Source organism: Algiphilus aromaticivorans DG1253 (assembly GCF_000733765.1).
Lineage (GTDB): Bacteria > Pseudomonadota > Gammaproteobacteria > Nevskiales > Nevskiaceae > Algiphilus > Algiphilus aromaticivorans.
The window spans coordinates 2,457,170-2,478,542 of the sequence record NZ_JPOG01000001.1 but is presented as its reverse complement, the minus strand read 5'-3'; the positions used below and the strand labels follow the sequence as shown (position 1 = coordinate 2,478,542).

Annotated in this window: 18 protein-coding genes and 1 tRNA gene; 10 read left to right on the top strand and 9 right to left on the bottom strand. The window is 66.7% G+C overall.

Features of this window, described 5'->3' with window-relative positions; all coding sequences use genetic code 11:
- Positions 1-20 precede the first annotated feature (20 nt).
- From U743_RS11580 to U743_RS11570, 3 genes are all read left to right on the top strand, one after another.
- Complete coding sequence (locus tag U743_RS11580; RefSeq protein WP_043768494.1) at positions 21-1,379, top strand: DUF1329 domain-containing protein; 1,359 nt, start codon at positions 21-23, stop codon at positions 1,377-1,379.
- A gap of 102 nt (positions 1,380-1,481) precedes the next feature.
- Positions 1,482-4,070 (top strand): leucine--tRNA ligase, encoded by a 2,589-nt coding sequence (gene leuS / locus U743_RS11575; protein ID WP_043768492.1) that lies wholly within the window; start codon positions 1,482-1,484, stop codon positions 4,068-4,070.
- Complete coding sequence (locus U743_RS11570) at positions 4,070-4,585, top strand: LPS-assembly lipoprotein LptE (protein ID WP_156966419.1); 516 nt, start codon at positions 4,070-4,072, stop codon at positions 4,583-4,585. Before leuS ends, U743_RS11570 begins: the two co-directional genes overlap by 1 nt.
- Here U743_RS11570 and U743_RS11565 read toward each other — a convergent pair.
- Positions 4,571-5,806: a (Fe-S)-binding protein gene (locus tag U743_RS11565; protein WP_052367999.1), complete on the bottom strand. Its 1,236-nt coding sequence runs from the start codon at positions 5,804-5,806 to the stop codon at positions 4,571-4,573. The genes U743_RS11570 and U743_RS11565 overlap by 15 nt on opposite strands.
- A 65-nt stretch (positions 5,807-5,871) precedes the next feature.
- Here U743_RS11565 and U743_RS11560 point away from each other — a divergent pair, with 65 nt between their 5' ends.
- Positions 5,872-6,618, top strand: a complete 747-nt coding sequence (locus U743_RS11560) for a DUF481 domain-containing protein (protein WP_084191500.1) — start codon at positions 5,872-5,874, stop codon at positions 6,616-6,618.
- Positions 6,615-6,953 carry a (2Fe-2S) ferredoxin domain-containing protein gene (locus U743_RS11555; RefSeq protein ID WP_043768490.1) on the top strand — a complete coding sequence of 113 codons (339 nt, stop codon included), beginning with the start codon at positions 6,615-6,617 and terminating at the stop codon, positions 6,951-6,953. Before U743_RS11560 ends, U743_RS11555 begins: the two co-directional genes overlap by 4 nt.
- An 8-nt stretch (positions 6,954-6,961) precedes the next feature.
- On the opposite strand, the gene mltF is transcribed toward U743_RS11555, so the two are convergent.
- Complete coding sequence (gene mltF, locus U743_RS11550; protein WP_084191499.1) at positions 6,962-8,443, bottom strand: membrane-bound lytic murein transglycosylase MltF; 1,482 nt, start codon at positions 8,441-8,443, stop codon at positions 6,962-6,964.
- 221 nt (positions 8,444-8,664) lie between these two features.
- On the opposite strand from mltF, the gene U743_RS11545 reads away from it, so the two are divergent.
- A tRNA-Ser gene (locus U743_RS11545) sits at positions 8,665-8,755 on the top strand.
- Between the two features lie 613 nt (positions 8,756-9,368).
- Here the strand turns inward: U743_RS11545 and U743_RS11540 are convergent.
- A complete protein-coding gene (locus tag U743_RS11540) occupies positions 9,369-10,181 on the bottom strand; it encodes an SDR family NAD(P)-dependent oxidoreductase (protein WP_043768488.1) in 813 nt (270 codons plus the stop codon).
- A 101-nt stretch (positions 10,182-10,282) separates the two neighbouring features.
- On the opposite strand from U743_RS11540, the gene U743_RS11535 reads away from it, so the two are divergent.
- Positions 10,283-11,176, top strand: coding sequence for a LysR family transcriptional regulator (locus tag U743_RS11535; protein WP_043768486.1), 894 nt, complete (start codon positions 10,283-10,285; stop codon positions 11,174-11,176).
- 425 nt (positions 11,177-11,601) lie between these two features.
- Here U743_RS11535 and U743_RS11530 read toward each other — a convergent pair whose 3' ends face one another.
- The 3 genes from U743_RS11530 to U743_RS11520 form a co-directional block, all read right to left on the bottom strand.
- On the bottom strand, positions 11,602-11,826 hold the full coding sequence (locus U743_RS11530) for a hypothetical protein (RefSeq protein ID WP_043768484.1): 225 nt from the start codon (positions 11,824-11,826) through the stop codon (positions 11,602-11,604).
- Positions 11,827-11,904: 78 nt separating this feature from the next.
- Positions 11,905-12,858, bottom strand: a complete 954-nt coding sequence (locus tag U743_RS11525) for a helix-turn-helix transcriptional regulator (RefSeq protein WP_043768482.1) — start codon at positions 12,856-12,858, stop codon at positions 11,905-11,907.
- A 4-nt stretch (positions 12,859-12,862) separates the two neighbouring features.
- A complete protein-coding gene (locus U743_RS11520) occupies positions 12,863-13,495 on the bottom strand; it encodes a TetR/AcrR family transcriptional regulator (protein WP_043768480.1) in 633 nt (210 codons plus the stop codon).
- An 89-nt stretch (positions 13,496-13,584) separates the two neighbouring features.
- Between U743_RS11520 and U743_RS11515 the strand changes: the two genes are divergently transcribed.
- A complete protein-coding gene (locus tag U743_RS11515; protein ID WP_043768478.1) occupies positions 13,585-14,748 on the top strand; it encodes an isovaleryl-CoA dehydrogenase in 1,164 nt (387 codons plus the stop codon).
- Positions 14,749-14,857: 109 nt separating this feature from the next.
- On the opposite strand, the gene U743_RS11510 is transcribed toward U743_RS11515, so the two are convergent.
- The 3 genes from U743_RS11510 to sbcB all read right to left on the bottom strand — a co-directional run bounded on the left by U743_RS11510 (position 14,858) and on the right by sbcB (position 19,384).
- Positions 14,858-16,750 (bottom strand): propionyl-CoA synthetase, encoded by a 1,893-nt coding sequence (locus U743_RS11510; protein ID WP_043768476.1) that lies wholly within the window; start codon positions 16,748-16,750, stop codon positions 14,858-14,860.
- A gap of 90 nt (positions 16,751-16,840) precedes the next feature.
- Complete coding sequence (locus U743_RS11505) at positions 16,841-17,830, bottom strand: flavin reductase family protein (protein ID WP_043768474.1); 990 nt, start codon at positions 17,828-17,830, stop codon at positions 16,841-16,843.
- A gap of 105 nt (positions 17,831-17,935) precedes the next feature.
- On the bottom strand, positions 17,936-19,384 hold the full coding sequence (sbcB, locus tag U743_RS11500) for an exodeoxyribonuclease I (RefSeq protein ID WP_043768472.1): 1,449 nt from the start codon (positions 19,382-19,384) through the stop codon (positions 17,936-17,938).
- Between the two features lie 95 nt (positions 19,385-19,479).
- Here sbcB and U743_RS11495 point away from each other — a divergent pair, with 95 nt between their 5' ends.
- Entirely contained in the window at positions 19,480-20,559 is a 1,080-nt protein-coding gene (locus tag U743_RS11495) for a mechanosensitive ion channel family protein (RefSeq protein ID WP_043768470.1), read from the top strand.
- 54 nt (positions 20,560-20,613) lie between these two features.
- Positions 20,614-21,216 carry a hypothetical protein gene (locus tag U743_RS11490; RefSeq protein WP_043768468.1) on the top strand — a complete coding sequence of 201 codons (603 nt, stop codon included), beginning with the start codon at positions 20,614-20,616 and terminating at the stop codon, positions 21,214-21,216.
- Positions 21,217-21,373 lie beyond the last annotated feature (157 nt).

Sequence of the window (21,373 nt, the reverse complement as noted above, 5' to 3'; positions counted from 1 at the left end):
TCCAGCACGGGACACTATTTATGATTACGACAAGACAATCGCTTACCGCGCTGCTGCTGGGTTCCATCGTGTTCTCGGCTCACGCCGCAGTATCCGAGGAAGAGGCACAGCGCCTCGGCCAGGATCTGACGCCGATCGGTGCCGAGAAGGCAGGCAACGAGGCCGGCACCATCCCGGCCTGGGACGGCGGCTTTACCGACGTTCCCGCCGGCTTCGAAGAGGGCGGGCACTATCCCGACCCATTCGCAGACGACGAGCGGCTCTTCACCATCACCGGCAACAACTACAAGGAGTACGAGGAGAATCTCTCCCCGGGACAGATTGCGCTGCTCACGCGCTATCCGGGCTACAAGATGCACGTCTATCCGACGCGCCGGAGCACGGCCTATCCACAGGGTCTCTACGACGAAACGCGCGCCAATGCCACCAAGGTCGAGCTGATTGAGAGCGGCAACGGCTTTGAAGGTACCACTGGCGGGGTGCCCTTCCCGATTCCCGAGAGCGGTCTGGAGGCGATCTGGAATCACCTGACCCACTATCGCGGCGATACCTACAAGACGACTTGGGCACAGGCGGCCGTGACCAAGGGCGGCGACTACACGCTGGTGGATTTCGACTACGAGTACGACTTCATCTACAGCAATCAGCAGAAGTCGCCCAGCGAGCGGGAAGACAACATGCTGTTCTACTTCCTGCAGGTGATCACCGAGCCACCGCGTCTGGCCGGTAGCGCGTTGCTGGTTCACGAGTACGCCAACCAAGTCAAGCAGCCGCGGCGTGCGTGGACTTACAACCCGGGTCAGCGCCGCGTGCGCCTGGCGCCGAACGTGGCCTACGACAATCCCGGAACGGCGGCGGATGCTCTGCGCACCAATGACGACTTCGGCATGTACAACGGTGCGACCGACCGCTATGACTGGAAGTTGGTGGGGAAGAAGGAGATGTACATCCCCTACAACAGCTATGACGTCAACGGTCCGGATCACGATGTCAGCGACATCGTCCAGGCCAACCACATCAACCAGGAGCACTCGCGCTACGAACTGCACCGGGTGTGGGTGGTCGAGGCGAATCTGAAGGAAGGCACATCACACATCTACAAGCGCCGTGTCTTCTACCTCGACGAGGACAGCTGGGGCATTTCGGTCACGGACAAGTATGACAACCGCGACCAGCTGTGGCGCGTGGACGAGGATCACAAGTACAGCTACTACGATGTGCCTTTCCTGTCCCCGGGCGTGGAGGTCAAGCACGACCTGCAATCCGGGCGTTACATCGCCCTGTCGCTGCGCAACGACAAGGAAGTGGTTTATCAGCCCATCGACCGGACGCCGGCTGATTTCAGCCCCGCCGCTTTGCGTGACCTCGGCCTGCGCTAGGCCGGAAGAGCGGTAGAGGGACTCTAGACCCGGCTCCGGCCGGGTCTTTTTGTTGCGCGCGCGCTACCATGCGCGCTTCCCGAATCCGGACAGCCCAGCGCAATGCAGCAGGAATACGATGCGGCCGCCGTCGAGCAGGCCGCGCAGCAATACTGGCGCGAGAATGACAGCTTCAGGATCGCGCCCGGCGCCGGCGAAGACCCGCGCCGGCATTTCTACTGCCTGTCGATGTTTCCCTATCCCAGCGGCAAGCTGCACATGGGGCATGTGCGCAACTACACCATCGGCGACGTCATCGCACGCGTGCGCCGCATGCAGGGCGACCGCGTGCTGCAGCCCATGGGCTGGGACGCCTTCGGCCTGCCGGCCGAAAACGCGGCGATGGATCGCGGCGTGGCGCCCGGCGAATGGACACGCGCCAACATCGACGCCATGCGCGCGCAGCTGCAGCGGCTGGGTTTCGGCTACGACTGGTCTCGCGAATTCGCGACCTGCGATCCGGGCTACTACCGCTGGCAGCAGTGGTTCTTCCTGAAGCTGTGGGAAGCCGGTTTGGTCGAGCGGCGCAGCGCCGTCGTGAACTGGGACCCGATTGATCAGACAGTGCTCGCCAACGAGCAGGTCATCGACGGGCGGGGTTGGCGCTCCGGCGCCGAGGTCGAGCAGCGCGAGATTCCGCAGTGGTTCATACGCATCACCGACTACGCCGACCAGTTGGTCGACGATCTGGAAAAGCTGGAGGGCAGCTGGCCGGAAGCCGTGCGCACCATGCAGGCGAACTGGATCGGCCGTTCCTATGGCGTGGAGATCGACTTCGCGCTGGTTGGCCGCGACGAGCGCCTCAGCGTCTACACCACGCGGCCGGACACCATCGGCGGTGTCACCTACATGGCGGTGGCCCCGCAGCATCCGCTGGCGCGCGAAGCCGCCGAGCGCGATCCGGATGTCGCCACCTTCGTTAACGAGCTGCAGCGCAGCGGCGTTTCCGAGGCGAATCTGGAGACCGCCGAGAAGCGCGGCATGCCGCTGGGCATCGACGCCGTGCATCCCATAACCGGCGAGACTGTCCCCATCTGGGTCGCCAACTTCGTTCTGATGGCCTACGGCGCCGGTGCAGTCATGGCGGTGCCGGCGCACGACGAGCGCGATCACGCCTTCGCCACGGCCTATGGCCTGCCCATCCGCCCGGTCATCGGCCCGGATACCTCGGGACCGGCCGACGTCAGCGAGGGCGCCTATAGCGACAAGGGCATCGTGCACAACTCCGGCGAGTTCGACGGCATGAACTTCGAGCAGGCCTTCAATGCCGTGGCGGAGAAGCTGCAGGCGGCCGGTATCGGCCGCGTGCGCAAAAACTTCCGCCTGCGCGACTGGGGCGTGTCGCGCCAGCGCTACTGGGGCTGCCCGATTCCCGTGATCTATTGCGAGGGCTGCGGCGCCGTGCCGGTGCCGGAATCCGAACTACCGGTGAAGCTTCCCGAGAATCTGCGTCCGGACGGCTCCGGCAACCCGTTGGCAAAGCACTCGGACTTCGTCGACTGCAGCTGCCCGAAGTGCGGCGCCGCGGCGCGCCGCGAGACGGATACCTTCGATACCTTCATCGACTCCTCCTGGTATTTCGCGCGCTTCGCCAGCGCCCACAGCGATACGGCCATGGTCGATGAGGATGCGCGTCGCTGGATGCCGGTGGACCAGTACGTGGGCGGCGTCGAGCACGCCGTGCTGCACCTGCTCTACGCCCGCTTCTTCACCAAGGCGATGCGCGACCAGGGGCTGCTCGACTGCGACGAGCCCTTCGCGCGCTTGCTGACGCAGGGCATGGTTGTCGCGCCCACCTTTTTCCGCGAGCAGGCGGATGGCCGGCGGCAGTGGTTCAACCCCGGCGAAGTACAGCTCGATGCCGGCGACCGCAGCCAGGCCGTGGCCCTGGCTGATGGCGCCTCCGTGCAGGTGGGGGCCATCGAGAAGATGTCGAAATCCAAGAACAACGGCGTCGACCCGCAGGCCATGATCGACGCCCACGGTGCCGATGCTGTACGCCTGTTCATGATGTTCGCCGCACCGCCCGAGCAGTCGCTGGAATGGAGCGATGCCGGCCTGGAAGGCGCCAGCCGCTTCCTGCGGCGTCTGTGGCGCCTGGTGCACGAGCATCTCGCCGCCGGCCCTGTCGCCGCCGATGCCGATCCGGCGGCCGAAGAGGCGGCGAGCGCGCTGCGTCGCCAGCTGCACGAGGCCTTGCGCAAGATCGACGACGACGTCAACCGCCGCCAGATCTTCAACACCGCCGTCGCGGCCTGCATGGAACTGCTCAACGCCGCTGGTCGCGCCGATGGCAGCAGGCCGGCCGTGCACGCTGTCGTGCGCGAGCTGATCGAGGCGCTGCTGCGGGTGCTGGCGCCGATCACGCCGCACATCAGCCACGCGCTGTGGCGCGAACTGGGTCACGAGCAACCGGTGATCGACGCGCCCTGGCCGACGGCCGATGCGCAGGCGCTGGTCAGCGATGACGTCACGCTGGTCGTGCAGGTCAACGGCAAGCTGCGCGGTCGCGTCACCGTGCCGGCCGACGCCGACGAGGAGGCGATCATCGCCGCCGCCACGGCCGAGGAATCGGTCGCCCGTTTCCTCGGCGAGCAGCCGCTGCGCAAGAAGATCGTGGTGCCCGGTCGTCTCGTGAATCTGGTGGTGTGATGCGCCGCCGCGCTTTACTACTGGCTCTGCCACCGCTGGCCCTGTCGGGCTGCGGCTTCCGCATGCAGGGCAGCCGGCCGCTTCCGGGGCCGCTGCAGCGCGTCTTCCTGGAAAGTGAGCAGCCCTATAGCGCCGAGGAGCCGGCCATCGAGACGGCGCTGCGTGCCCGGCTGCGTCGGCGCGGCGCCGACGTCACTGGCGCGGCGGCCACCGCCGATTCGGTGCTCACCCTCAGCAACATCCAGCAGCGCTCGGAGGTGCTCTCCGTCAGCACGCAGGGCCGGGCCATAGAGTTCGAGATCCAGGTAGAGGTCACCTTCAGGCTGGCCGATAGCGAGGGCATGTTGGTGCCGCCTCAGACGCTGTCGGCGCGCCGCGCGCTCAGCTTCCCCACCGAGCAGATCCTGCCCAAGGAGGCCGAGGAGGCACGGCTCGCCGAGTTCCTGCAGGACGAGCTTGCCGAGCGCATCCTGCTGCAGCTGGAGTCCCGCCTGCTGCGCTCAGCCGACGACTGAGTCCTGCAGGCGCTCGGCCAGCCATTCGGCCGGGTGCCTCACCGGAATGGCCAGCCCGGCCCGCCGCAGCGCGGCGTCGATATGCAGCCGGCAGCCGACGTTGGCGCATAGAAGCATCGCTGGCGGATGCTCGGCAAGTGCGTCGACGATGGGCGCTACCAGCGTGTCTGCGCGCTGCATCTCGTCGAGGAAATGCATCCCGGCCGCGCCGCAGCAGCGCATGCCCGCGGGCAGTCGTTGCACGGTCGCGCCCGGAACCTGCTCCAGTAGCGCCAGCATGGCGGCGTCATCGCGCAGCCGGTTGCGCTGCGTGCAGGCTGTCCAGACCGCCACCCGCTCCGCAGTCTGCACCCAGCTCAGGCTACTGGCGCGCGCCGCCAACAGCTCCCAGGCTGAAGTGAGCTGAGCGCGCAGCGGCGGCGCCGCCGTGGGGCTAGCTGCCGTGGCATCCGCTACCCAGGCCGCGCAGCCACTGGCCACTGGCACGATATATCGCGCACCCGTGAAGGCCGGTGCGCTGTGTGCCAGCGCCGACTCGGCGGCCTCGGCATCGCCGCCGTGAGCTTCCAGCGCGCCGCAGCAGCCCTGGCCGCGCGGCACGGCGCAGTGGTAGCCCGCGGCATCCAGCAGGCGGCGCAGTGCGCCAACGGCCTCGTGGTCCGCGCTGTCACCCAGGCAGCCGCTGAATATGGCCACGTCGCAGTGCGTCCCCGCCGCCTCGTGGCGGGGATCGCGCGGCCACCGGAGGCGCGGCAGGCGCTGAAGCCATCGGCCCGGGCTCCGGTTGCGCAGCGCACGCTGCAGCGCGCGCAGCAAGCCGATGCGCTGAAGCAACCAGAGCAGACGCAGTAGCCCCAGGCGCAGGCGCGGGCGGTGCAGCAGCCCGCCTCGTAGCCGCAGGCGCGACAGGCGTTGCGGTGCCCGGCTCGCGAGCAGTGTCTGTCCGTTGTCGAAGAGCCGTCCGTAGGGGACGCGGGCCGGGCAGACGGATTCGCAGGCGCGGCAGCTCAGGCAGTGATCGACGGCCGTGGCTAGGCTGGGGTCGGAGAGATCATCCTGCTGCTCGGCTAGATGCTGCAGCAATGCGATGCGCCCACGTGGTGATTCCGCCTCGCGGCCGGTCAAGGCGTAGGTCGGGCAGTGTGGCAGGCAGAGTCCGCACTTCACGCAGAGGTCGGCGTCGGCGCGCACGCTCTGCTTGACATGGTCTAGGCCCGGCATCCGCGGCCTCCGGGCCGCGTTGTTAAACTTCGCGCCCCAATTTTCAACGATTTGGAAGCTTGCACATGGTGAAGTATTGCACGCTGCCGGCGCGCTGCGCGGCGCTGGTCGGGGCGTTTATTCTTGCATCCGGCCCAGTGATCGCTGAGGACGAGGACGCGCGAGGCTTGTCGGGCGAGCTGTCGGCGGGCTTCGTCTCCGCCAGCGGCAATAGCGAGTCGCGCACGACCAACTTCCGCGCCCAGCTGCTTTACGAGAGCGAGCGCTTCAAGCACAGCCTGCAGGGCAAGACGCTGCAGACGCGCGATGAGGGAGAGACTAGCGTCGAGCGCTATAGCGCCGGCTACAAGGCCGACTTCAACTTTACCGAGCACGATTTCGCTTTCTTCTCGGCGGATTTCGAGAAGGACCTCTTCGGTGGTGTCCGGCGGCGGACTTCCGAAACGGTCGGTTATGGCCGTCGGCTGCTGAAAAGCGATCAGCACGAATGGAATGTCGAGATCGGCGCCGGTATGCGGCAGATCAAGTTTCAGGAGCCCGACGGCAGCAGCGAGTCCGAGGCCATCGGCAGCCTCGCCACCGACTACGCCTGGCAGATCACCGAGACCAGTCGCTTCGTGCAGACCCTGGGTGTCGAGAGTGGATCGTCGAATACCTCCGTCGATTCCGAGACAGCGCTGCAGCTGTCGATCATCGGCAATCTCTTCGCCTCGCTCAGCTACACAGTGCAGTACAACAGTGAAGTCGCATCCGGCATCGAGAACACCGATACCTACACTGCCGTCAACCTCAATTACGGGTTCGGTTCATGAGCGCGAGCGCTCCGGTGCCCTATTACGAGCACCATCTCTTTTTCTGCTGCAACCGGCGCGAGCCGGACGCGGCGCGCCCATGCTGCGCCGCGCGCGGTGCCGAGCGCGTGCGCGCCTATGCCAAGGAGCGTATCAAGGCCCTGGGCCTGAACGGAGCGGGCAAGGTGCGAATCAACAGCGCCGGTTGCCTGGACCGCTGCGAGGAAGGGCCCATGCTCGTGGTCTACCCGGAAGGTGTCTGGTACCGCTACCTCGACGAGGACGACGTCGACGAAATCATCGAGCAGCACATAGGCCAGGGTCGAATCGTCGAGCGGCTGCGCGTGCCCGGCTGAGGCAAGCGCTAGAGGATCGGCTGCTCGATTGATAAGGGATCGCGGCTGGCAGGCGGACGTAGCTCGCGTTCCTCCCGGTCCTTCTTCGGTGGCGGCTTGGCGCCTTTCTCGCGGTCGGTCAACCAGACCAGCATGTCGTAGTACGTGCGTACATTGCCCACGTACTGCACGGCCTCCGGACCACGGGCGTAGCCGTAGCGCAGCTTCTTGTAATGGCGTGGCTGGGTGAGCAGGGGCAGATGCTGGCGGACATCCAGCCAGCGGTCAGGGGTGTCGCCCATCTGTTCCGTGAGTCGCCTGGCGTCCAGCACGTGGCCCAGTCCGAGATTGTAGGCGGCCAGCATGAACCAGCTGCGGTCGGGTTCTTCGATGCTCTCTGGCAACCGGCTCGACAGCGACTTCAGGTAGCGTGCTGCGCCGTCGATGGATTCGGCCGGATCCAGACGGTCGTCGATATCGAGAAAGCGTGCCGTCTGTTGCGTGATCTGCATGAGGCCGCGCACGCCGGTGGGGCTGACCGCCCGGTTGTTCCAGTGCGATTCCTGATAGCCCACGGCGGCGAGCAGGCGCCAGTCGATGTCTTGCTCGGCACCCGCCTCCTCGAACTTTTCTCGATACTGGGGCAGGCGCGTTTCGTAGTGCGTGGCGAGGGCGACTGCGTCGACGTAGTTGAGGCGGTTGATGTGACCGAAGTAGCGGTCGCGCAGGCGGATGATCTCCTCGCGCCCGATGAGGCGAAGAAAGTGGGCGAGCCTGCGCGACAGCTCCCGGCCATCTTCGCGCGCCACCGCCCACGCCAGGGGGCGAGGCTCTCCAATGTCGCGCAGCACCCGTAGCCTCGGGTAGTAGCGCTCGGTGATAGCCACCAGATCCGAGCCGGCGACGGTGAGCTGCAGATCGTCGTTGGCCACACGCTGCAGCAGCGCTTCGGTGTCGACGTTCGCACGCGTCTCCCAGCGTAGGTCCGGATAGTCGCGCGCCAGCTCACGCACCCAATCCACGGTCGCGTTGCCTTCGGCGACGACGATGGGGGCATCGAGCTCGGCCGGATCGCTGGAATGGCCATTTCCGCTGCGCGCGACTAGCTGCGGCGTCCGGTAACGCAGAGGTCGACTGAAGCGCAGCTCCATGCTGCGCGAGGCGGTGACCGCACTGGCCGTCGCCGCCAGCTGCGCGTTCCCCTGAATGACCATCTTGTGCGCGGCGTCGGCTGACGCTGCCTCGACGATCTCGAGCCGTACGCCCAGGTGCTCGGCAAAGTCGCGCACGAGGTCGTAATCGAAGCCGGTGTAGCCGGCCGGGCCCAAGTAGTAGCTCGTCGGGTCATTAACCATTGCGACACGGAGTACACCGGCGCCCCGAATCTGCGCCAGAGCCGGCGCGCGTGTACTGAGCGTGACCAGTCCGAGCGCGACCAGGATCCAACCGGCGATGCGCAGGGCGAGCAACGCATTCGCGCGCTTCAAAGGATCCGCAGGAACAGGGAACATGGACGCAGCCTAGCGCAGCATCGTGGCTGCCGACACATCGGTTCGGGTGGTATGTATGGATGACCGGATGTGCGGTCTCCGGTCCATCGTCACAACGTGTCCCAATGCGCCGAACGCTTGTAGAATGTGCGGCTGCTGAATTGTGTGACGGCAGCCGGCAGGCCGGAGCACAACGGCACCTCTCTCAGGAAGTGTCACTCAGCGGTAGAATGCGCCCCTACGGAGGGGTACCGAAGCGGTCATAACGGCACCGACTCGAAATCGGTTGGGGGCTTACGCCCCACGTGGGTTCGAATCCCACCCCCTCCGCCAGATACGAAAGAAGCCGGCCATGCGCCGGCTTTTTTCGTATGTGGAGGAAGTATCGGGGGTGGGATTCGAAGGGCGGGACAGGAAGTCCCGCCCCGGCCTACTTAGCGAGGCAGGAGCCGAGCTTAGTAGGGAATACCCACCCCCTCCGCCAAATTTGCGAAAGCGCGAAAGCTTCGCGCCAGAGCCGCCTGAAGCGCGCTGCTCCAGATTCGAACCCACGAAACAGTGCCCGGGTTCGACCGTCCGCAATCCCATCTCCTCCGCCATCGGCCGCCGATTGCCCTCTATTGTTGCCGATCTCTGCACACCCACCAAGCGGTCGGGCTGCAAACTGATTCAGTGCGACACGGCAGCTTCCGACCCCGTATACGCTGTTCCGAGGCCTCCGGCGTCTCCCTCGAAGCGGTCATTTGAACGGCAGAAAGATTCCCGTTTCTCCATCTCCGCTCAGCCATTCTGGAAGGAGCAACCCGGAACGGATTCCGGGAAAGCCTGCGCCGTTTCGGTGATGGTTCTCGGTCTGACCTCGGCCGTCCAGTTGGAGCTGCGCTTTCGGAAATGCGCCCGAGGATCATTGCTGGGCCGAGCCTTACCGGCTCCCTGATCTGTCGTATCAGCCGCGATCGGCGGACTGGGTGATCTCCTTCCGCAATTGGTCGACCTTCGCGCCAGCCCACTGCCGAGCGTCGTCGCCGAACACGAGGCGCGATGGCGTCTCGGCCTGCGAGGCAAGCGCCACGACCCGCGCGGCGAGCAGCTTCGGATCGCCCGGCTGGTTCCCGTTGGCCCCCTCCACGAACGATCGATACTGCGCGATCGCCTCTACGTAGTCTGGAATGTCGATGCTGCCGAAACTCGCTGACTTCCGGTCCATGAAGTCGGTGCGCAGCATCCCCGGCTCGACCAGGAGCGAGCGGACGCCCAAGGGTGCCAGTTCCTGCGCAAAACCCTCCATCCATCCCTCGACCGCGAACTTCGACGCCGAGTAGACCGCTCCTCCGCCGTTGGAAGCCAGCCCGCTCACCGACGAGATGGTGACGATGAGGCCCGAGCGACGCACACGCATGTGCGGGGCGACCGCGCGCGCGACGTTCATTGTGCCGAACAGGTTAACCTCGAACTGACGCCGTACCGCGGCATCGGTAAAGGTCTCGAAGAAGCCCAATTCGGCATAGCCGGCGTTGTTCACCAGCACGTCGATCGCACCAAACCGCTCGATGGTCTCGGCGGCGACCGAGTTCGCGGCGTCCGCGTCGGTAATATCAAGCGCGAGGGCGTGCAGGCGATCGTGTTTCTCGAAGGCATCGAGCACCGCGTCGAGGGATCGCGCTGTCGCCACTACCGTTTCGCCCGCATCGAGCGCTGCGCGCGCGATCTCGCGTCCAAGTCCCCGGCTTGCGCCGGTCACCAACCAAACCTTCGTCATAGTCGCCTCCCTGCTCTTCTTCAATTATCGACTATGTAGTTGCACTAATGGATAAATATAGCGGCCTAATTAGTAATAGGCCCCAGTAGCAGGAATCATCAATGCGTCCGGATCAGTTCGGCGACCTCGCCGTCTTTGCAGCGATTGCCTCCGACCGCAGCTTCACGCGCGCCGCGAGGCGGCTCGGTGTCACACAGTCGGCGTTGAGTCAGACCATGAAGCGGCTGGAGGGCCAACTCGGCTTTCGCCTGCTCACCCGCACCACGCGCAGCGTCGCCCCCACCGCTGCCGGCGAGCGCCTGCTCGCCACCCTGTCGCCGGCACTGGCCGGACTGGACGAGGAGATCGAAGCACTGTCCGAGGCGCGCGGGGCAGCTATCGGCATCGTCCGGATCACGACGGGCAAACACGCCGCGGACACAGTGCTGTGGCCGATGCTCCCGTCCTTCATGCGCCGCCACCCCGGCATCGAGGTGGAGGTGTGCGTGGAGGACGGGATGACTGACGTCGTGGCGGGGCGATACGACGCGGGAATCCGGCTCGGCGAGCGATTGGAAAAGGACATGATCGCGCTGCCGGTCGGGCCTCCGCTTCGCGTCGCTGTGGTGGCCGCTCCCAGCTATCTGAGCGGCCATCCGGCGCCGATGCAGCCCGCCGACCTCGCGGCGCATCGCTGTGTCGCCTATGGCAACGCCTATGGGGACGTGTCTCCCTGGTCGTTTGAGCGCGACGGCCATGCGGTCACGGTCGTGCCAGGACGCGGGCCGGTGTTCAACGACGGCGAGCTGCTAGTGGCCTCCGCCCTTGAAGGCTTCGGCATCCTCTACATTCTGGAGGACCTCGTGGCAGCGCCGATTGCCGATGGCCGTCTCACTCGCCTGCTGGAGTCGTGGTGCGAGCCCTTTGCCGGCTACCACCTCTATTACCCGGATCGGAGGGGGACGACGGCCTTCGAGCTGTTCAAGGAGACGCTTCGAGAAAGCAGGACCATGTGACGGCTTGGCGAAGCGTCGGCGTTGATTCTCGAAACTCGATCGTAGCGGGAAAGCTCGCGGAACTCCGTCAACGGCGGCTTTTTCAAGTACCAATCCCGAAGCGGGCAGGCAGCTCTCCACCAGTTCGAGCCATTGACCGTAGCGCCATTTAGGAGGCGCATAGAGGGCCATAGCGTAGACGTAGTTCTCCGTTTCGTCGCTCTCGGCCGCCAGATTTGCGAAAGCGCGTATGCCGCGCGCCCTCGCGCACGAAACGCGTTGCTCCAGATTCGAACCCACGAAAACAATACCGGGTTCGACCGTCCGCCGAAGGCGGATGGCGCGAGCGCAGCGAGCCCCACGGGCGGGCAGCGCAGCCGCCTGCAATCCCACCCCTCCGCCAGGCAGCAAAAGAGCCGGCCATTTGCCGGCCCTTTTGCTTTGCATCAGCTCAGCTCGATACCGCTGGACAGCAGGGCGATCATGCCGACGGCAATGTGCCAGAGCTTCGCGCGAGGCTGCGCGGTCTCGCCGGTGCGTTCGCGTCGCTTGCGGGCAGTGACGGTTGCCGGCACGGCAGCTTGCCCGTGGGCGGCAGGCACCGCGCGGCCGTTGGCGGTGCGGCGAAGGGAGGGGCTGCGGGGATGGATGCGCGTGGCGTGGGAGGGCATGGCGGGGCTCCGTTCTGCGAATGTGCCGCCAGCTTCGCGCACGGCTGGCTCACTAGATGAGCCTGCCGGTCGATCGCCTCAGAAACCGACTTCCTCCCGCACCCGTGCCGCCAGCGAGGGAGGTTCCAGCACCTCGACCTCACGGCCGTGACGCAGGATTTCCATGACCAGCTCCTCGTCGCGATGGAAGGGCACGTGCAGCGTGCAGCGGCCCTGCGCATCGAGCTCGCTGCGCTGATCGGGATGCCAGATCTCATCGCGCACCCAGCGCGAGCGCTCGGCGGAGAAGCGCAGCACGGCCCATTGATCGGGGCGGCCGGCGAAGATGCCGTAGGCCGCGCCCAGCTCCGCCTCCAGCGTCTCGGTGGGGATCTCCAGCGCCTCGGCGTCGCGCAGGGCGATGTCGGTGATGGCGTCGACCGAGAAGTTGCGCAGGCCTTCGCGGAGGTGGCACCAGCCGTCCAGATACCAGTTGCCGCGGTAGTGAATCAGCCGTTGCGGCGACACTTCGCGCTCGGTGACGGCGTCCGAAGTGCGCGCCCAGTAGCGGATCCACAGCCGCCGCCGCGCCATGACGGCGTGTGCGACGGTGGGGAAGCAGCTCGCCAGCTGACGGCGCACGCCGGTGGGGAAGATGCGCACACGCTGGCGCAGTTGTTCCAGAGCTACGCCTTGGTCGCCGAGAACCTCGTTCAGGCGCCGGCGCAGCAGCTGCAGCGGTTCGCCGAGCAGGCCGTCGCTCATCTGCTGCATGAGCGCGTCCATGGTCAGCAGTCCGTGCAGCTCCTCGGGCGAGAACCACAGTCCCGGCAGCTCGAAGCGCGCATCGTCAGGGGAGGTGGCGTCGTAGCGGTAGCCGCCGGTGTCGCGGTCGTAGACGATGGGGGCGCCGTAGCGGTCGCGCAGGTATTCGAGGTCGCGCTTGAAGGTTGCCCGCGACACTTCCAGCGTATCGAGGAAGTGCTGCAAGGGCAGGCAGGCACCGCTCTTGAGCTTGCGGTGGATGTAGTAGAAGCGCTCGCCGCGTTCCATGGGCTCAGTCGGCGATGCGTGTCGGGTCGCGATTCTCGGCGACCGCGCGCAGACAGAAGGTGCTGATGCGTTCCAGTAGCGCGGCGCGCTCGACGGGTGTCTCGGGGGCTTCAGCGGTGGGGCCGCTCAGCGCCTCGGTCATTGCGCCCACCAGGCATGATGCACTGAGCCCGGCATCCTGCTCGGGGAAGTCGCCTTCGGCGATACCGGTTTCGAGGACGCGGGCGAAGGCTGCGGCGACGCGCTTGCGGTGTTGCTGGCGCGCGCTGTCCAGCTCGGGCTCGACCGGCTCGACCATGAAGGCGTGCGCCAGATGCGGCCCCTCCAGCGCGCGGCCGACATAACTCTTCACCGCAGCCTCCAGCCGCTCGGCCGGTGTGCCGCTGCCGGCGGCGATGGCATCGAGCAGCTGGATCTCGCGCTCCGCCGCTGCGCCCAGTACGTCGATGAAGAGCTCGGCCTTGGAGGGGAAGTAGCGATACAGCGAGCCGGTGGACAGCTCGGCCGCCTCGGCTATGGCCGCCATCTGCGCCTGCCGGAAGCCGCCGCGCGCGATGATGCGCCGCGCGGCTTCGCGGATACGGCGGCGATTGTCATCGAGTCGCGCCTGCATGCGCGCGGAGCGGCGGTAGGCCATGGCAGAGGGCGCATGAAATGAACCGAACTTCACAAGTATGCCGCGCCTCACTAGACTCGCGCATTCTGCTCCCCCAACGGATGCCGCCGATGACGATGAAATTCCTCAACCACGACCTAGGGCCCGATCTCGACGCGCTGCGCGAGGCGGCCGCCGATTTTGCCCGCCGCGAGATCGCGCCCATCGCCGAGTCCACGGATGCCGACAACGTTTTTCCGCGTCAGCTCTGGCCGAAGCTGGGTGAGCTGGGCGCCCTCGGCATGACGGCCGGCGAGGACGTCGGCGGCATGGGCATGGGCTATCTCGCCCATGTCGTTCTGATGGAAGAGATCTCCCGCGCCTCCGGCAGCATCGGCTTGTCCTACGGCGCGCATTCCAATCTCTGCGTGAACCAGCTCGACAAGAACGGCAGCCCCGACCAGCGGCAGAAGTATCTTCCCAAGCTGATCTCCGGCGAGCACGTCGGCGCGCTGGCGATGAGCGAGCCCGGTGCTGGTTCGGACGTGGTGAGCATGAAGCTGCGCGCCGACAAGAAGGGCGATCGCTACGTGCTCAACGGCAGCAAGATGTGGATCACCAACGGCCCGGACGCCGACACGCTGGTGGTCTACGCCAAGACCGACCCCGAGGCCGGCCCGCGCGGCATCACCGCCTTCATCGTCGAGAAGGGGATGGCGGGTTTCTCCACGGCCCAGAAGCTGGACAAGCTCGGCATGCGCGGCTCCAACACCTGCGAATTGGTATTCGACAACTGCGAGGTGCCCGAGGAGAACGTGCTGGGCGCGGTGGGCAAGGGCGTCAACGTGCTGATGTCCGGCCTGGATTACGAGCGCGTCGTGCTATCCGGCGGGCCCGTCGGCCTCATGCAGGCGGCGCTGGATATCGTCACGCCCTACGTCCACGAGCGCCAGCAGTTCGGCGACCCCATCGGCAGCTTCCAGCTGATGCAGGGCAAGCTGGCCGATATGTACGTTGGTACCTCGGTCTGCCGCAGCTACGTCTACGCCGTGGCGCGTGCCTGCGATCGCGGCGAGACCACGCGCAAGGACGCCGCCGGCGCGATCCTCTACGCCGCCGAGAAGGCGACCTGGGCCTGTGGCCAGGCCATCCAGGCGCTGGGCGGTAACGGCTACATCAACGAGTACGCCACCGGCCGCCTCTGGCGCGATGCCAAGCTCTACGAGATCGGCGCCGGCACCTCCGAGATTCGCCGCATGCTCATCGGTCGGGAACTCTTCGACGAGACGGCCTGATTGGCTGCTATACATTCGTTGCGAGCTGCGAATCGCATCGTCGGGCTGAAGCCTGGCCCACCCCTTACGAGATAGCGCTAAGCCATTGCGCTGATCGGGCGGTGTGCGCTCAGCCCGGCGCTCCCAGCGCCTCCCGAATCTCGTCGAGGATGGCCGGATCGTCGATGGTCGCCGGCACGGTCAGGTTCTCGCCGTTGGCGATGGAACGCATGGTCTTGCGCAGCACCTTGCCGGAGCGCGTCTTGGGTAGGCGCGGCACGACGATGGCGCGCTTGAAGGCGGCGACGGCGCCGATTTCGTCGCGCACACGCTGGATCAGTTCCCGTGTGATCACCTCGGTATCGCGATCGACGCCGGACTTGAGCACGACCATGCCCACCGGCAGCTGTCCCTTGGTAGCGTCAGCCACGGCGATGACCGCACATTCGGCGACGTCGGGATGGCCCGCCAGCACTTCCTCCATCGCGCCGGTGGACAGGCGGTGCCCGGCAACGTTGATGATGTCGTCGATGCGCGACATCACCCAGACGTAGCCCTCGGCGTCGATCTTGCCGGCGTCCCCGGTCAGGTAGTGCCCCGGATAGCGCGCGAGATAGTTCTCGCGGAAACCCTGCTCGTTGTTCCAGAGCGTGGGCAGCGTGCCGGGAGGCAGCGGCTGGCGGATGACGATGTTGCCGATGGCGTCGCGCGGCACTTCATGGCCATCGTCATCCAGCACGCGGATGTCGTAGCCCGGCACGGGCCGGCCCGCCGAGCCGATGTGGGGCGCTTCGTCCTGAAGACCACGGCAGACCGCCGCCACCGGCCAGCCGGTTTCGGTCTGCCACCAGTGGTCAATGACCGGTACCTGTAGCAGTCCGGATGCCCAGTCGATGGTGTCGGGGTCGCAGCGCTCGCCGGCCAGGTAGAGCGCCTCGAAGGCCGCAAGCTTGTAGCGTGCCAGATGCTCGCCCTTCGGGTCCTCCTTCTTGATGGCGCGGAAGGCGGTGGGCGCGGTGAACAGCGCCTTCACGCCGTGCTCACTCGCAACCCGCCAGAAGGCGCCGGCATCCGGCGTGCCCACGGGCTTGCCTTCGAACATGACGGTGGTGCAGCCGGCGAGCAGCGGGGCGTAGACGATGTAGGAGTGGCCGACCACCCAGCCGACGTCCGAGGCCGCCCAGAAGACCTCGCCCGGGTTCATGTCGTAGACCGCCTTCATTGAATAGGTCAGCGCCACGGCGTGCCCGCCGTTGTCGCGCACCACGCCCTTGGGCTTGCCGGTGGTGCCGGAGGTGTAGAGCACATAGAGCGGGTCAGTGGCTTCCACGGGCACGCAATCGGCCGGTCCGGCCGCGGCTACGGCCTGCTCCCAGTCACGGTCGCGGCCGGCGCTCAACTCGGCCTCGCACTGCGGCCGCTGCAGGATCAGGCAGCTCTGCGGCTTGTGGCTCGCCGCCTCAATGGCGGCGTCCACCAGCGGCTTGTAGGCGATGACGCGACTGCCCTCGATACCGCAGGAAGCGCTGAGGATCGCCTTCGGCTTGGCGTCGTCGATGCGCTTGGCCAGTTCCGGGGCGGCGAAGCCGCCGAAGACCACCGAATGCACCGCACCGATGCGCGCACAGGCAAGCATGGCGATGGCCGCCTCGGCGATCATTGGCATGTAGATCACGACGCGATCGCCGGTTTCGACGCCGGCGGCACGCAGGGCGCCGGCGAGGCGGGCGGTGGCGTCGCGCAGCTCGATGAAGCTGAAGCGGCGCACGCTGTCGGTCACCGGGCTGTCATGAATGAGCGCGATCTGCTCGCCGCGGCCGGCATCGACATGGCGGTCGACCGCGTTATAGCAGGTATTCAGGCGGCCGCCGGCGAACCAGCGTGGCGCCCCGTCCGCGTCGTCATGGCTGAGCACGCGATCCCAGCGCCGTTCCCAGTGCAGCGCCTCGGCCTGCTCGGCCCAGAAGCTTTCAGGGTTATCGATGGACTGCCGGTACTCAGTTTCGTAGCGCCCCGCGGCCATATTGTCTCCTCGGCTTTCTGTTGCTGGTTCGCCAGTCTGCGCGGTAACGGAAGGGGATGCCATGCGCCAAAGGGTGTAGATGCGCTGCGACTAGCCGAGCGCCTCGCTGCTGCCGGTGGCCGCGATTCGGTTGTGGTGGGGACGGACGGGACGGGTGCGGCGTACGAAGCGGTGCAGCAGGTGACGCAGCGCCGTGGCGTCGGCCTCCGACATGTCGGCCAGCGCGTCGCGCTCGGCGGCCTCGGCGGCAGCGACGATGCGCAGCGTCAGCTGGCGGCCGCTTTCGGTCAGGTGATAGCGCGCGCTCGCGCCTCTGCCGCTGGCACGTAACAGGTCGCGCGCGCACAGCGCCTGCATCTGCGCCGGGCTGGTTTCGATGCCCGAATAGGCGAAGACTGCGTTGATGGCGTCCAGCGTGCGACCGTCGCGCAGGATCAGCACCGCGAGCGCGAAGTAGTGCGCATCGTCGAGGCCGTTGCGCTGCGCGTGTGGCTGGATGTGGGCGTAGAGCTGAAAGTAGGCGCGCCCGAGCAGATAGCCGAGGTTGTTGGCGCTCCACTCGGCACGGGCTTCGTTCGGAGTATCGGCGTCGCCGTTCTGCAGGGCGAGGGTGTAGCGCCCGTCGTGGAAGAGCAGCGGGCTGCGTTCGTGGCTCTCGAAGGCGAGCACTTCCCCGACGAAGATGAGGTGATCGCCACCGGTGTAGCGAAAGGCGGTACGGCACTGCAGCCGCGTTGCGCAGCCCGGCAGCAGCGGCGCGCCGCCGCTGCCCGCTTCGACGCGAAAGGCCGAGAAATCGTTGCTGCCGTTGCCAGCGAAGTGGCGGGCCATGGCTTCCTGGTCGCTGGCCAGGATGTGCACCGCCCAGTGGGTCGCACCCTCGAAGCAGCTTGCGCTGGTGGCGGCGCGCGGTACGCTCCAGAGCACCATCGGCGGTTCGATGGAGACGGTATTGAAGCTGGCCGCGGCGACACCGAGCGAGCGATCACCGTCGGCGCGTGTGGTGATGATCGTGACGCCGGTGGCGAAGCTCCCCAGTGCGTCGCGAAGGCTTCGGCTGTCGTTGGCGGATGCGGTCATGGGCGGTGTCCCCTGGAGGTTACAGGCATCGTGTCGCACCCAGACACTGCTGGCTTCATCCGGAGAGACTCATGCGTTTGGAGGGGGTTCTCGGTCGCGTGTGCCTCAGGTGCCGGCATCCAGCTCGCCGCGAAGCCGTTGCCCCCAGCTCGTCAGCTCATCAAGCACCGCGATGCCGGCGTCGTCGGTGACGCGGGCGCGCAGCTGGCCGAGCAGGGTGTCGTAGTCATCGAGACTGAGTCCACCGTCAGGTGCGAAGAGCAGGCGATTCTCACGCCACTGCGCCCATTCCGCGGCCTCGGTGGTGTCCAGGCTCTCCGGGAAATGGCGGGCGCGATAGCGCCACAGCAACTCGTTGAGACGCGAATCCGCGAAAGGAGTGCCCAGCGCCTTCAGGCCGGCGCCGTCCAGGCTGTGGATTTCCTCGCAGCGGCGGCGGTCGTCATCGCCGACGAAGCCATCGTAGAGCCCCTGTTCGGGGTCGGCGCTGGGGGCGAAGTCCTGCGTGGCGAAGAGTTCTGTGGCCGTCTCGCGCACCGTCTCCAGCTCGGCCAGCAGCCGCTTCGCGTGTTGCTCGCAGCGCTCCATGTCGAGGGCCAGTCGGTTGGTATCGACACCCTTGAGGGTGCCCACCGGCGCCAGCACCGGGCAGCGGTTGAGGTGCACCGCCTTCAATGGCAGGCGCTCGACGTCATCGGGTAGATCCTCGGCGGGCGTGAACAGCCGATCGAAGAGTTCGTCGGGCGGTAGCTCCAGAAGGTCGCGGGGATCGTGGCGCAGATCGAAGCAGATCACGGCGTTGCCGTTGACCGGATGCGGCGCCAGCGGTAGCACGGGGCTGATGCAGCCGGTGGCGGCCGGAAAGCGCTGCGAGACATGCAGCACCATCTGCGGCGATTCCGGATCCAGCAAGGCGCGCGCAGAGCGCTTGTCGCGATTGGAAAAGACGAAGTCGAAGAGCTTGGGCTTCTTCTGCTTGAGCAGTCGCGCCAGCGCGATGGTGGTGTGCACATCCGATAGTGCGTCGTGGGCGCGTTCCTTGCTCAGGCCGTTGGCCTCGGCAAGCTCCTCGAGCCGGAAGCTCGGTGCGCCGTCGTTGCGCCGCGGCCATTCGATGCCTTCCGGCCGCAGCGCGTAGACCAGCCGCACGACATCGATGAGATCCCAGCGCGAGCAGTTGTTGCGCCACTCGCGGGCGTAGGGATCGAAGAAGTTGCGCCAGAGCGTGTGCCGCGTCAGCTCATCGTCGAAGCGCAGATTGTTGTAGCCGACGCTGCAGGTGCCCGGCGCGCCCAGCGCCTCGTTGATGCGGGCGATGAAGGCGGGTTCGGGCAGTCCTTCCGCCTCGGCTTTCTGCGGTGTGATGCCGGTGATCAGGCAGGCTTCCGGGTGCGGCAGCAGGTCCGCGGGTGGCTGGCAGTAGATGCTCAGTGGCTCGCCGATCGGCTCGAGATCGAGATTGGTGCGCTGGCCGGCGAACTGGGCCGGGCGATCGCGTCGCGGCTCGACGCCGAAGCTCTCGTAGTCGTGCCAGTAGAGGCTGGTCTCGGGCATCGCTGCATTCCTCGGGGCGGGGCCGCACTCTAGCGCGTGTGGCGGCGGGGCTCCGTTAAGCTGCGCATTCCTTTCCGTCTTCGCTCCGGCTGCCCATGGATGTTCTCGCTCTGCTCGATGCTTCCCTGCTCGGCAATCCCGCACGCGATTGGCTGACCGCGCTGGGTATCGCCCTGTCGATCAATGTGCTGGTGGGCGTGATCAAATGGCTGTCGCACGCGCGCTTGGCGACCATGGCGGCGCGCACGGCGACGCCCTTCGACGATTCGGTGGTCGCGGCGGTGGCGCGGACCCAGCAGTGGCTGGTGCTGGTCGTGACGCTCTATGTCGGCGCCCATTACCTGGATCTGCCCGAGCGCCTGTGGGATCTGCTGCGTGTGCTGGCGGTGATCGCAACCTTTCTGCAGCTCGGGCTATGGGGCAGCGCGCTGGTCGAGTTCTGGATCGGGCGATCGAAGAAGCGCGCGCTCGTCTCGGACCCTGCCACGGCGACGACGCTGGGTGCCGTGAAATTCATGCTGCGCCTGCTGCTATGGGCGCTGCTGCTGTTGCTGATGCTGGACAACCTGGGAGTCAACGTCACGGCGCTGGTGGCCGGGCTCGGCGTCGGCGGCATCGCAGTGGCGCTGGCCGTGCAGAACATCCTGGGCGATCTCTTCGCCTCGCTGTCCATCGTCATCGACAAGCCCTTCGTGCTTGGTGATTTCCTGATCATCGACGAGTACATGGGCACGGTGGAGCACATCGGCCTGAAGACCACGCGCATCCGCAGTCTCGGCGGCGAGCAGCTCGTTTTCGCCAACTCCGACCTGCTCAAGGCGCGTCTGCGCAACTATCAGCGCATGCAGGAACGGCGCATCCTGTTCCGCTTCGGCGTGCTGTATTCGACTAGCGCCGAGCAGCTCGAGGCCATTCCGGAGATGCTGCGCAACATCATCGAGGCGCAGCCGGATGCACGCTTCGACCGCGCGCACCTACACCGCTTCTCGGATTCGGCGCTGGAATACGAGGTCGTGTACTGGATGCTGACGCCGGATTACGCGCGCTACATGGATACCCAGCAGGCAATCAATCTCGCCATGATTCGCGCTTTCCGCGACGCCGGCATCGATTTCGCCTTCCCGACGCGCACAGTGCATGTCGCGACCCTGCCCGAGGGGCGTGGTTCAGATTGAATTCACCGCCTCCCCGCAAGATGAGTATCTCCATTCGGTAGCAGGAGAATTCTCATGCGGACCAGCACGATCATGTTTGTGGGACTCATCGCCCTTCCCGGGCTCAGTGCCGCCCAGCTCGGCGGCACCGTTCAGGGCGCGGCTTCGGGCTCTGGAGTCGGCGCCGAGACGGGCCTTTCCGCGGGGGTCGAGGCTGGCCCCGGCGGCGTCAACGCCAAGGGCGAGGGTAGTCTGAAGGCCGACGGCCAGGCGGCCAGCGATGCAGCTGCCGCTGCCAAGAGCGATGCCCGCGCCGCCGGCAATCGGGCCTCCGAGGCAGCATCCGAGACCCGCGCACGCGCCGAGTCCGGAGCCGAGGCGGCTGCCGATGGCGCCCGCAAGCAAGGCGCGGCGGCCACCGGCAGCGTGTCGAGCGCGGCCAAGGCCAAGCGCGATTCGCTGAAGGCTGGTGCTGAGGCCAATGCCGAGGCGGGTGCCAAAGCCTGGCAGTCGCTCGGCGCGCAGGAGCGCACCGCCGTGACCGAGCGTCTGCGCGCGCAGGGCGCCGAAAGCCGCGAGGCCGCGCGCGAGCGCTGGCAGACGATGACCCCCGAGCAGCGCGCGAGCATTCGTGCGGATGTGCAGGTTGAGGGCCAGGCCGGCACGCGCAGCGAATAAGCGCCCGGCCCGCTCGGCCTAGCGCTACAGGGCGCCGCCTCATTCGGGGTCGGCGCCTTTTTCTGTGCACGGCACATGGGCGAACCGCGGCCGAATGCCCGGCGGCATTTGCAGCGCGGGGAGCGCTCGGACAGGGTTGTCCGCGTAGCGGTCAGCG